This window comes from Gilvibacter sp. CC01, assembly GCF_055755295.1.
The window spans coordinates 1,520,941-1,533,535 of sequence record NZ_CM146909.1 but is presented as its reverse complement, the minus strand read 5'-3'; the positions used below and the strand labels follow the sequence as shown (position 1 = coordinate 1,533,535).

Genomic DNA, 12,595 nt, shown 5'->3' with positions numbered 1-12,595 from the left:
TTCTTCGCTAAGTTAAGGATTCCGAATGTGTATTTGACGCCTGATCTCATTTCCGTCGGCATCTACCACCGTGAGTAGATGATGGCCTGCCTTAGGCAAAAGGGCCATTTCATGAAAGGTATCGGTATTGCCTAAATAGGTGTTATCCAGATACCAATAGAGTGTAGTTTCAGATTTTCGATGTGCTACCTTAAAGACTACCTCGCTTGGCTTTTGGCTAAAATCTTGGGCGAGTATAATATCCGAACTGTCCTTGGGAAATATGAATTCCATATTGGGTATCTCCTCTGGAAAACAACCCTGCTTAAATACTGGCAGCGGTCTGTATTCAGGATGATTCTTGGTGTAATAGTGTTCTAAGAAAGGCGGCAGAACGAACCATTTTTCTGCGGTGATCTCAGCTGCTGGGTAACAATCTAAATTCACCTGATACTCCTTTTGATCGTCTAAAAATACAGTTCTGTGATAAGGACAGCTCAAGGTCATTACTTTGGCCTTCGCAACCCATTGCTCTTGTGCATTTTCGCAAGATGCCCCGGCGATATGCCCACTTTTTGTGCATATGTTTCTTTGAACCAGATCGTCAAAGGGAGGCGCAAAGAATTCACTTTTTGGCAAAGCATCAAAGACATTAAAGAGAAGTGGCGCCGCGGCTTGCACACCTGTTAGACCTGGCCTGCCTTCGCCATCTGCATTACCTGCCCATACTCCTACAGTGTATTTCGGGGTAACACCAACTGCCCATGCATCTTTGAAGCCATAAGAGGTGCCCGTTTTCCAAGCTATCTGTTGTGCCCCGTTAAAGCTATCCCAGAGTTCTTGTCCAAAAGGACGATTCACTTTTTGCAGGGCTTGAAAGGTGTTGAACAAACTCCCCGCAGTAAAAAGAGGAGCTTCGAAAGTGGTCTTGCCAAAGTCTAGCTGACTGTCTTTTATGATCTTCGGAGTGGAATATTCTCCAGTTCGGTATTGAGATGAGTTTCCACTGTAGTGATTTAAGGTGGCTCCCATGGCTGCATAAACAGCTGTTACTTCCCAGAGTGAAGCTTCAGCGCCTCCCAAAATCAGCGACAATCCGTAGTGATTTGCCGGACGATCTATACTATTAAGGCCAGCTTTTTGGAGTTTTCTGTGAAACCGTTCTTGGCCATAGCTTTCTAATAGTCTGACTGCCGGAATATTCAGCGAACGTGAAAGGGCTTCGCTGGCCGAAATAGCGCCTTGAAATTCATTGTCAAAATTGCTGGGATTGTATCCGTTGATACTCGTCGGAACATCTTTGACCAACATATCCGGTAATAGGCTTCCGTCTTCTATGGCACTTGCATAGAGCAGTGGTTTTAAAATGCTTCCTGTGCTTCTTTTGCTGCGGATGATATCCACGAACACTTGATGCTGCGCAGACGTTGGGCTGTTGCCAACATAGGCCAGTACATCTCTTTGGTCTGTGGATAAAACTAAAATCGCCGCATTGTGGATCTGATTGGCCTGCAGACCTTGATGATGCAAACGCATACTGGTGTTGAGTTGCTGCTGAAGCTTATAATCTAAAGTAGTCTTTACCCGCTGTCCGGCTTGTTCTTGCACCATTCTGTCTAATAAATGTGGGGCCAGTTGTGGCAATGGTAAAGGCTTCCCTGGTAAGGGTTCCTGTACAGAAAGTTCGTAATCGGTTTGGGTGAGTTCGCCTCTTTCTAAGAGTTTTTTGAGCAGTCTGTTTCGCTTTTGGAGCAACACTTCTTGCCCTTTTCCTGGATACACTAGGGCAGGTGCGTTGGGCAGTACGGCCAAGGTAGCCATTTGCCCCCAGCTCAGCTCGGTTGCAGGTAGGCCATAATACCTCCAAGCCGCTGTTTCCAAACCGATAACATTACCACCAAATGGAGCATGCGCTGCATACAGCCCAAGGACTTCCTTTTTGCTGTGTCGAAACTCCAAGCGAGTAGCCTGGATCATTTCTATGAGCTTTTCGGAATATGTGCGTGCTTTGTTGTCACGCGACAGACGTATTACTTGCTGGGTAAGCGTACTGCCTCCGCGGCGAGAATCGGTCATCAAATTATTCCAAAGCGCTTTAGTTACCGCCACCGGATTAACTCCCGGATGCTGATAGAAATACTCGTCTTCAAAAAGCAGGATGCATCGCTCGAATTTATGAGGCACGCTATCTGAGGCCGGAAATCGCCATTGTCCATCCGCAGCAATTCGCGCTCCCAACAAATAGCCCTCGCGGCTCTCTATCACTGTAGATGTAGGCGACTCGAATAGAACTCGAGGTAGGCAAAACAACCAATAGAGCAAGCCAGCTAAAATAAGGCTTCGCCTAAGGCCTAACCATTTAAAGAACGCTATGAACCTTTTAGTTATTCGCATTATTGTTTAACAGTTACCCATTGCCCTTGTGTTCTGGCGTAGTAGTTATCACTATACATGGTGCTGCTGTGTGTTCCAGCTAAATAATATCGGCCTAAATAAGAGGCATTGACCACCAATTCAAAGGTCATGGATTTGCCAGACCGCAGATCGAAATAGTAGTTCACTTTGTCATCTCTAATGTCTGTATATCGCGCCGGATTCAAACTGCCTTGCACGGCATCTGTAAAATTGGTGTTTACAATTTCCCAGCCACTAGGTACAAGTTGCGTTAGGGAAAGGTCTCTTAGGTCGTCATTGGAGTTGTTCAAAATGTTAATGCGGATCTTGAACTCCGTGCCTTGTCGCAATTCGGTCACATTGATGCGCTTGCCTTCTTTATCTAAAAAATCGGTGCGCAGCGATAGATTTTTGGTAGCTGCTTTTTCTGCCCCCATCGGATAACGTCCTTGTTGGATCAGCGAGGCATAAATACGACTCTCTCCTGAATTGTTTAGGCTGATGGAATTGTCTCCCATAACAAAGGAAAGCTCTTGCAGTAAAATACTTTTCTCGGAACTCAAGGCTGTAGTTTGTCCGTTTTGATTCAAGCTCACCCTAAAGGATTTTCCACCATTGATCTTCACCATTTTTCCAAGAGCCAAAAGACTGTAGGCCGTCTCTTGGGTATTGAGCCAACGCTCACTGCTTAGTTGGGCCGCTATGGATTGGGCCATTTCGCGTTCGTTTTCGTCTTGCAGCAGGGTCATGATCTCTAGGGCCATAGCCATATTACGCAGGGCTGAGCCATAGGTATACCAACTGTATCGTTGATTTTCGAATTTAAGTGTGGCTTTTTCTAGCAGTTCTAATGCTGCGGATTTGTTCCCGGTCAGGGCGTAGGCCCCAGCCAAGCGCCACAGTGCGGCATTGGTTAATCCGCCGCTTTTTCTGAGCCTGTTCATGGCTGCCAGTTCGGGCTGCCCGGCCAAAGCCAAGGTGTATAAGCGATATGCTTGGGCATGGGTTGTGTTATACGATTGCGATGATTTGCGCCATTGTTTGGCTGCCAGACTTTGATAGCGGATCCAATTAGAAAGGAACCCAATTGGTAAGGTATATCCCTGTTGTTTGGCCTCTAATAAAAAATGACCTGCATAAGAGGTTCCCCAATCACTAGATTGGGACTCACCCATCCAATAGCCCAAACCGCCAGAGGTATTCTGGAATTGTCCTAAACGGCGTATCGCAGCTTTGATATTCTCTTCCGTACGACGCGCTTGTGTTGAACTTAGGGCAACCAGATCTTTGAGATAGAGTTGCGGAAAGGCACCCGAGGTTGTTTGTTCCACACAGCCATGTGGATATTGGATCAAATAATCCAAACGCTTTTCCAGATCCATAGGAGGAATGGTAGACAATTCTAGAGTCGCCTTGTTCGTCCCTGCGGTCCCGAAGGTTGCAAAGTCGATCTGGTTCTGGGTTCCCGCTTCTAACGTATAGGTTTTAGATGTTCTGCTGATGGGATTCGGATTGTAAATATCGATCTCCAAGGGGTAAGACGCCTTATGGCTTCCGCTTTGAGCCAGGACTTTAATGTTTTGTACTGCATCGCTGGCTTGGATCTCGTATTCAAAGTTCACGATCTGTTCCCCTGGGCTATCAAAACGAACCGTCTTTGTAGTACTTCCCGTTGGTTTTAATCCGGAGGAGGTCTCTATGCGCACTTGTGCTTGTTTTACCTTTGGATCCATAGCAAAGACAGTTACAGGTAGAGTGAGTTTCTCACCTGGAGAAAGCTTTCTAGGCACTGAGGCCAAGACCATCAGCGGAGTGCGCACTGGTGTGACCACTTCTGTCTTACCATAGGCCTGAGTTTTATTGTCTCCGGCAACTACCATGGTTTTTACAGACCCTATGTAATTGGGCATGGTCAAGGTATGTGTGGCAGACTGCCCGGGGGCTAATTTAAAGGGCCCCAGATAACTTACCACAGGTTTAAAGCGGTCTGCTTTTCTGTTCTTGGCTCCCGCTGCGGCATCGCCACCACCTACTGCATAGATATTGTCAACCTGAGTAGAGAAGGCCCCCATCACCAGATCGTAGATATCAAAGGTCTTAACCCCTAAGGCTTGTCGGGCGTAAAAAGCTTTGTGAATATCTGGCGTGCTGAATCTGGTGAGATCCAAAAGGCCTTCGTCTACTACCGCTAGGGTATAGGTCATAGCTTTTCCGTTGGATTCAGATACTGTTACCTGATAGTCTGTTTCTGGCTTCAATTCAGAGGGGATTTGAAGTTGCGGAGACAGCTCGGTCTTCGGATTGTTTACCATTATAGGAACCACCCCGTAGAGTCGCATGGGCAGGTCGTTTTTGGTTCGCTCGTGCGGTTGCAATAAACTGATGTTGATATACACATTTGGAGCCATCTCTGGAGTAATGTCTAAAGAAAGCTCCGTATTGCCTTGCTGTGTACTAACCCACTGATAATGCAATACCTCTGTGCCATTTTCTACACTGATCAGCGCCGTGCTACCTGCACTCGAAGGGAACCGGATCTGTGCTTGTTCACCGACATTGTAAGTGTCTTTGTCTGATGAAAAAAGGAGCATTTTAGCACTCTCGGAGCCAGCTTGTCCGGTTTGCCACCAATCTTTAAAGAAATAGGTTGTAATTCCCGTTGCATGGCCAGAAACTGGGTCTTTGACACGAATTAAATATCGGCCTCGCTGCTCGTCGGGAATATTGAGATCAAAGCTTCCTTTTCCATTACTACCCGTGGTGACCTCAAAGGTTTTTACAGGTCTGTAAACGCTGCTGTTCTCGTATCGAGACAAATTATCCCGTCCGCGGTTCCACCACCATCGCCAAGAGATCTCAAAAACCTCAACGGTGAGCTTTCTGTTGCCAGAGGCTTTTCCTTGTGCGTCTACTGTGACAAGTTCGAACCGATGGTCTCGCTGGGTTTCAAAAGATTCATAACGTCCTAATTTAGGAGACTTCAGCCCGACAAAATGTGCATAAGGCGCAAGGGGTTTGTTAATCACATCTATAGAGAAATCGCCGCCGCCTTCGTACACTTTGGTCACAAAAGACGCTTGTAACATTCCTGGGGCCTTATCACTTAGTTGCAGTTGTTCTTTAAAATTAAAGGCGCCTTCGCTATTGAGGTCCGCATCTAAAAAGTTAAACTCCGAAGTAGAAAAAGTCCGCACCGGGTCATTAAAGTCAAAATTGGTAAAATCTTTAAAAGGCGAAGAAGATTCTGCTAAGGTCAAAGAGACATTGGCTTTTAAATTACGCGCTGGCGCCCCATGCAACCAGGTGCTTTTCAAGGTTCCGGAAATGGGGCCGCCGGCCTCTAAAACAGCCTTCTCAAACTCCAATTGTACTTTTAAGCGATTGGGTTTAATTGTAGCCACTCTCAAAGTCTTGCCAAAACTCGCGCCACCTACTCTAACCGTGGCATTCCAATTTCCTGTTGGTGCCTCTGCAGCTGTAGTCAGTGGAAAATAGTAAAAGCCGTCTACGCTTCCACGAACAACCCGACGCTCCACTAGTTTTCCTCGGGCATCTATGAGCTCAAGTTTTACAGGATGATCTTCTGGCAAGGGATTGGCCGCATCATTCAGAACAAAGGTTAGGTGAATGCTATCTCCTGGGCGATGTACGCCACGTTCGGAATATAAAAATCCTTTAAGGCCTTGTTGCACTTGTCCTCCCGACACATCAAATTTAGATAGAGAAAGAGCCATGCCATCGTCTATGCGTGCATAGGCGTAGTTAGCTGCTTTTTGCGCTACTACAAAGGCGGCCTTATTGTCGGTGTCGAACACAATTTGTCCTTGTGCATTCGTTGTGCGACTGGCAATGACTTGCTGCTGATAGTTGTAAAGAGAGACCTTGACTCCGCCCATAGGCTCGGAGCTGATAAGATTGTTGGTAAAGACGTGATAGGTTCCGTTGTTACCTGCCTTTACGGTTATTCCTAAGTCTGAAGCCATTAAATTGGACTGCACAATTCGGTCTTCATTGTAGTAAGCCGGATGGCAAGGATTATCTCTTTCTTGCCAATTGTAATTGTAAGATCGCCAGCGGTAGATCTCGTTGTCCCAATAACGGGATTCTAGGGCATCTTCGTCGGCACTTTCCAGATCGCTGTCACTTGTGTAATCTCCGTAATATTCATCTTCGTACTCGTTTTCTTCTCCTGCTAAAATGGTCTCACATGCAAATAGACTGTATTCTGGCTTAAAACTGAATTCTACTCTGTAGACGCTTCCGGGGCTGGCATCGAAGAGTTCTGTCAGATCTAAAGCGTGCGCTTTCCAACTGTTTGCGCTCACTATATTGGTATCTACCAGCTGTAGCGTTTTTTTGGCCACACGTCTGCCTACGCGTCGCAGGTAGTAATCGCTGGAATTGTTCAGAGAACTTTCTTGCAGGAATTGTAAGAGGTTGTCTTGAAAGATCTCTACGACTCTTACATCTATTTGGGCCAGGTTAACCGTTTCAAAATAAATGGGATTGTTCTTCGCATTCGGGATGATTGTTCCCTTAGAGAGCAAATTGACTTGTGGCTTTAAGGGATCAAAAGTGACCGTGTCGGAATAAGAGTTCTTTAAAGCGTAGCCATCGGTGTTCTTAAGCCCGGCAAAGACTACAAGATCCAAATCGCCTTGCGGGCGACTTGCAGGATAGATCAGCAGCGAATTGCCATCTGCCTCAAACCGTAAATTATCGTTACCTCCTAAATTCACTAAACCTCTAAAATCTTGATCTGGATCGACAGGATCGGAGAAGTTTATGGTGAGTCTGGTACTGGGCGCCTCCGAAGTATTTACGTCCAAAACGGTGAAATTGTTTCTTCCAGGGATTATAAAAGGGGCTGTACCCTTATTGTCTGCTCCGATCGCCTTTCCATCCCAACGGATTTGGATCTCGCTGTCGTTTTCAGCACGCGCTATGCTGTCAATCACAAAGCTGTAGTATTTATTTGGACCGCCAAGCGAGTCCCACTTAACTGCGAGCTGTGCTCCACTTTGACTTGCACTGACCAGTTCGCGGGCTTGATTCAAATAAAGACCATCGGCCGCCTGAATGCTACCTTGTAAAAATTGATAGCTCTTGTTATAAGACTGTAATTGCCCGAGGTCTACTTTGAAATTGGGTGCTATGGTTTTAAAGGAGAAGGTAAATTGACGTTTGTCCGTGGGAAGATCCTCTAGAAAATCAGTCAGATTTACGGTAACCGAATATTCAGTATCGGCCTTTAAAGCTTCATTGGGCGTAAAGATCAAGGAACGTCCATTACTGATCTTAAGTGTACCCGCTACGCTTGGTCTTATTTTAAAACTACTGGCAGGAAGCTGGGCCTCTGCATCGAAGTTGGCTAGCGGCCTTATAAAGTCAAGGACTATGGGTGCATGCACAGAGCGCACCCCTTGCGTGTGATAGGATAGGTAGTCCCGGTATTGAAAAAGTTGATCGTCTTGTGTTGATTTGGGCTTACAGGCAGTTGCGAGTAGTAATAAAACGAGACTCGCGCGGAATAATGACTTCATAGTCGGCGATGGTTTAACGTCAGTAATTAAAGGTACAAAAAATCTAAGCCCAAAAGGGCTAGTAAATTCCTGAAGTTAAACTGTAAGGCCTTCGGAATAAGGCGCGTTGGTGGTTGAAGACACTTAAATAACGCAGCTTTTTTTAATTGCGTATGCTGCGGATTTGAATTTGGGAAGATTTTAACAGACTTGGGTTTAATCTGCAGTAAAATTGTACTCCCTTTCTACCTTACAGATCCGTACTTTATAGCTAGAATACCATTGGTTCCTGCCCATTTTTTGCGCTAAGAGGTGATCTGCTTGTTGTTTCCATTTTGCTATGGCCTCCAAGCTGTCCCAATAGCTAACAGTAATACCTAAACCGCTGCGGGCGCTTTCTATTCCTAGATAACCTGCTTGTTGGGCTGCGAGCTCCTCCATGAGTTGTGCTGTGGCCGAATATCCCTTTAGATCATCGGTTTGATAACTGCTAAAGATAACGGCATAGTAGGGTTTGTTGAGTTCCAAGGCTATTGTTGATTTTCGTAGATTCCAATAACCAGATCCCCATTGGCATTCATATGGGCTCGATACATACCGGCAGTGTTGAATTCCATAGCGACGTTGCCGTCTTTGTCTATGGCGACAATGCCTCCATCGCCACCTAAGCCACCCACTTTATCGTGAATAACGGTTCTGGCCGCATCTTGTACACTCATGCCTTTGTATTCCATTAGGGCAGAGATATCGTGTGCCACCATTGCACGTATAAAGTATTCGCCCCAACCGGTAGAAGAAACGGCACAAGAAGCATTATTGGCATAGGTTCCAGCCCCGATTATCGGCGCATCGCCTATACGGTTCCAGCGCTTGTTGGTCATACCTCCGGTAGATGTTCCCGCAGCAAGATTTCCGTTCTTGTCTAAGGCAGCACAGCCAACTGTTCCAAATTTGGAATCTTTAATAAAGGGGTCTACAAAGGCTGTTTTTTCGTCGTGATCCAACTGTGTCTTTTGCTGCTCTTTGATTCTGAGCAGACTGTTGTAGCGTCTTTCGGTAAAAAAATACTCCGGATCAACCAGTGCGATCCCGCGAGTCTCTGCAAAGATCTCTGCGCCCTTACCGGCTAACATCACATGATCTGAATTGTCCATCACCTCTCGCGCCAGATCGATTGGATTTTTAATGCGAGTGACTCCAGCAACCGCCCCGGCATTCAAGGTTTTGCCATCCATTACAGAGGCGTCTAGTTCGTTGGTCTCTTCGTGCGTGAAGACCGCTCCCTTGCCGGCATTGAAAAGCGGAGAATCTTCCATGACATTGATAGTAGCAGTTACCGCATCCATAGCATCTCCACCATCTTCCAATATTTTATGCCCAACGCGAATCGCTTTTTCGAGTATTTCCTTGTAAGCAGTTTCTAAAGAATCGGTCATATTCTTCTTTAAAATAGTGCCTGCACCTCCGTGGATAACTATACCAAAAGTGGGTTGTTCAGTGCTTGTTTTTGTTGCTTCGGAGGTCTGATTCTGAGTCGAATCGGCATTATTCCCACAAGAAATCAGTGCGGAAAATGTTAAAACTGCAAAAAATTTTCGGATCATGATCTAAGCGTTTTTTCACCTACTAATATACGTCAAAATGCCCACAGTTATTGGGAAGCTTAAAAATCAACCGTGTAGGAAAAACACCTTAAAACCTTACACAAAATATCGATGAAATGCATAAAAATTAGCTGAAATGCAATAATTAGTATTTTTTTTCTATATTTGGCTCAACATCATGTCCCAAATTTGATGTCCCCGTATTATGAACCTACTTAGAACCAGCCTCATGGCAGTGGTCCTGCTATTCGTGGCCACTTCCTGCTCCAAGGATGACATCCCTGTGGAGCCAGAATCAAACTTTTCAGTAGACCTTAACTTGGCCAATAAAACCGATTGGACCATGGCAAATGAAATCCTATCCTTGGTGAACGCGCATCGCAGTACCTTAAATCTAGAACCAATTAAGCTCGACCGTAGAACGGCAACAGCTTATGCGGTGATGCACACCGAGTACATGATCGATAAAGAGCGCATTAGCCACGACGGTTATGCACAACGTTCTCAAGCCCTATTGAGTGAAGGCGCTCTTCGCGTCGGAGAGAATGTAGCTAGAGGATATCGATCTGCAGAAGATGTTGTCAATGCATGGCTGAACAGCCAAACCCACCGCAATGTGATCGAAGGCGATTACACCCACAGCGGATTTGGTGTTATGCAAGACTTTAGAGGAACCTATTACTTTACACACCTATTCTATTCGGAATAACTTTACGCTTAGTCACGCACTTTTATATTCGCCAGAATCGCCGTACCTTAGATTTTCACTAATTATACGGCGATATGGCAATTGCAAAACCCTTTAATCTGAACACCTGGTTGGAAGAGAATCGCGAACTTCTCAAACCTCCCGTAGGCAATAAAAACCTTTACGTCGATGCTGATGATTATATCGTTATGGTTGTGGCGGGTCCTAACGCGAGGAAGGATTACCACTACAACGAAACTGAAGAGCTCTTCTATCAATTAGAAGGAGAGATCGAGGTTATCGTTCAAGACAACGGTGAGCGCAAAGTGATGCCTTTGGGTCCTGGGGATATGTATTTACATCCTGCTAAAACACCGCACTCTCCTGTCCGTAAAGAAGGTTCTATAGGTTTGGTCATAGAGCGCAAACGCGCCGGGCAAGGTTACACCGATGGCCTCTTGTGGTTCTGCGACAACTGCAACCACAAACTTCACGAAGTCTATTTTGAGTTGCACGATATAGAAAAGGACTTCTTACCACATTTTAAAGAATACTACAATTCAGAGACCTTAAGAACCTGCGATAATTGTGGGCATCAAATGGAATCTGATCCCCGTTTCACAGCAGATTAATCTTCCGTTGTAGAATTTGGCGAAATCGTTTGCGAATGCCTACCTTCGCAGCACAATTTTATTGTCAAAATTTATAATTAATATGAAATGAACACAAACAAATTTAATTGTTAGTAAACCTACAGTAATAATTAAATTTTTTGTGTGAAAGCGAAGCGGTTGATCTATGCAGATAATTTTTATTTGCTTGATTGCCACAATAATAAAATTATTAAATAGATGAAAGCAGTTGCAACGTCCTTTGGAATGGACAAAGCCCTTAAAGAACTTGGTCTTGAGGCGGTTAATCAAGGAACATCAACAGGATCTGAGTGGTTCTCTTCTGGAGACGAGATCGCTTCGTATTCTCCGGTAGATGGTCAGTTGATCGGTAAGGTGACCACCACCACCAAATCAGACTACGAAAAAGTAATGCAAGCTGCTACCTCAGCTTTTAAAAGTTGGAGAGTTATGCCAGCTCCGCAGCGTGGAGAAGTGGTACGCCAATTTGGTGAGGAACTTCGTCGTTTAAAAGAGCCTCTCGGAAAGCTTGTTTCTTATGAAATGGGTAAATCGTACCAAGAAGGTTTGGGTGAGGTTCAAGAAATGATTGATATCTGCGATTTCGCAGTTGGACTTTCGCGACAATTGCACGGACTCACCATGCATTCCGAGCGCCCAGGACACCGCATGTATGAGCAATACCATCCACTTGGAGTGGTTGGGATCATCTCTGCTTTTAACTTCCCAGTCGCCGTTTGGTCTTGGAACACAGCCTTGGCTTGGATTTGTGGCGATATATGTGTTTGGAAGCCGTCTGAAAAGGCGCCACTTTGTGGAGTTGCTTGCCAAAAGATCGCAGCACGTGTATTCAAAGAGAATGGTCTTCCAGAAGGAATTTCTTGTTTGATCAATGGAGACTATAAGGTTGGTGAATTCATGACCACAGATACACGAGTACCTCTTATATCTGCAACAGGTTCTACTCGTATGGGGAAAATAGTAGCCCAGACTGTTGGAGCTCGCTTAGGGAAGTCACTTCTTGAGCTAGGTGGAAACAACGCTATTATTGTTACTCCGGATGCAGACATTAAAATGACTGTGATCGGTGCTGTTTTTGGTGCTGTAGGTACTGCGGGACAACGTTGTACCTCTACACGCAGATTGATCATTCACGAGAGCATTTACGATCAAGTTAAGAATGCGGTAGTAGATGCTTACAAGCAGTTGCGCATTGGGAATCCTTTAGACGAAAACAACCACGTAGGACCACTTATCGATACTGATGCGGTTGCGATGTATCAGAAAGCCTTGGACAAAGTAGTTGAAGAAGGTGGAAACATTGTTGTTCCTGGCGGAGTTCTAGAAGGAGAAGGTTACGAAAGCGGTTGTTACGTAAAACCAGCCATTGCAGAGGCGGACAACTCCTTTGAGATCGTTCAGCACGAAACTTTCGCTCCTGTATTATACTTATTAAAGTATTCTGGCGATGTTGAAAACGCTATTGAAGTTCAAAACGGTGTGGCTCAAGGCTTGTCTTCTGCCATCATGACCAACAACTTGCGAGAAGCAGAGCGTTTCTTATCTCATGCAGGTTCTGACTGCGGAATTGCCAATGTGAATATCGGCACTTCTGGAGCCGAGATCGGTGGTGCATTCGGAGGTGAGAAAGAGACCGGAGGCGGACGTGAGTCTGGTTCTGATGCCTGGAAAATTTACATGCGCAGACAGACCAATACTATAAATTATACTACAGATCTTCCATTAGCCCAAGGTATTAAGTTCGACCTTTAGGTT

At 45.4% G+C, this 12,595-nt stretch carries 7 protein-coding genes; 3 read left to right on the top strand and 4 right to left on the bottom strand.

The annotated features are described in order from the left end of the window. Nucleotides 1-12: 12 nt before the first annotated feature. The 4 genes from pbpC to AC0J2F_RS07195 form a co-directional block, all read right to left on the bottom strand. Nucleotides 13-2,373 (bottom strand): penicillin-binding protein 1C, encoded by a 2,361-nt coding sequence (gene pbpC / locus AC0J2F_RS07210; protein ID WP_473007071.1) that lies wholly within the window; start codon nucleotides 2,371-2,373, stop codon nucleotides 13-15. Further along, the gene (locus AC0J2F_RS07205; protein ID WP_473007070.1) at nucleotides 2,373-7,916 is read right to left on the bottom strand and encodes an MG2 domain-containing protein; all 5,544 of its coding nucleotides are present in this window, start codon (nucleotides 7,914-7,916) and stop codon (nucleotides 2,373-2,375) included. The genes pbpC and AC0J2F_RS07205 overlap by 1 nt, the downstream gene beginning before the upstream one ends. 195 nt (nucleotides 7,917-8,111) lie before the next feature. Then, on the bottom strand, nucleotides 8,112-8,423 hold the full coding sequence (locus tag AC0J2F_RS07200) for an antibiotic biosynthesis monooxygenase family protein (RefSeq protein ID WP_473007069.1): 312 nt from the start codon (nucleotides 8,421-8,423) through the stop codon (nucleotides 8,112-8,114). Between the two features lie 2 nt (nucleotides 8,424-8,425). After that, complete coding sequence (locus AC0J2F_RS07195; RefSeq protein WP_473007068.1) at nucleotides 8,426-9,499, bottom strand: isoaspartyl peptidase/L-asparaginase family protein; 1,074 nt, start codon at nucleotides 9,497-9,499, stop codon at nucleotides 8,426-8,428. A gap of 205 nt (nucleotides 9,500-9,704) precedes the next feature. Between AC0J2F_RS07195 and AC0J2F_RS07190 the strand changes: the two genes are divergently transcribed. From AC0J2F_RS07190 to amaB, 3 genes are all read left to right on the top strand, one after another. Further along, on the top strand, nucleotides 9,705-10,208 hold the full coding sequence (locus AC0J2F_RS07190) for a CAP domain-containing protein (RefSeq protein ID WP_473007067.1): 504 nt from the start codon (nucleotides 9,705-9,707) through the stop codon (nucleotides 10,206-10,208). Nucleotides 10,209-10,282: 74 nt separating this feature from the next. Further along, nucleotides 10,283-10,819, top strand: a complete 537-nt coding sequence (locus AC0J2F_RS07185; protein WP_087523948.1) for a 3-hydroxyanthranilate 3,4-dioxygenase — start codon at nucleotides 10,283-10,285, stop codon at nucleotides 10,817-10,819. Nucleotides 10,820-11,038: 219 nt separating this feature from the next. Then, nucleotides 11,039-12,592, top strand: a complete 1,554-nt coding sequence (amaB, locus tag AC0J2F_RS07180; protein ID WP_473007066.1) for an L-piperidine-6-carboxylate dehydrogenase — start codon at nucleotides 11,039-11,041, stop codon at nucleotides 12,590-12,592. Nucleotides 12,593-12,595: the final 3 nt, after the last annotated feature.

Coding starts and splice junctions, on each gene's coding strand:
- pbpC (WP_473007071.1), bottom strand. CDS start 2,373: ATGCGAATAACTAAAAGGTTCATAGCGTTCTTTAAATGGTTAGGCCTT.
- AC0J2F_RS07205 (WP_473007070.1), bottom strand. CDS start 7,916: ATGAAGTCATTATTCCGCGCGAGTCTCGTTTTATTACTACTCGCAACT.
- AC0J2F_RS07195 (WP_473007068.1), bottom strand. CDS start 9,499: ATGATCCGAAAATTTTTTGCAGTTTTAACATTTTCCGCACTGATTTCT.
- AC0J2F_RS07190 (WP_473007067.1), top strand. CDS start 9,705: ATGAACCTACTTAGAACCAGCCTCATGGCAGTGGTCCTGCTATTCGTG.
- AC0J2F_RS07185 (WP_087523948.1), top strand. CDS start 10,283: ATGGCAATTGCAAAACCCTTTAATCTGAACACCTGGTTGGAAGAGAAT.
- amaB (WP_473007066.1), top strand. CDS start 11,039: ATGAAAGCAGTTGCAACGTCCTTTGGAATGGACAAAGCCCTTAAAGAA.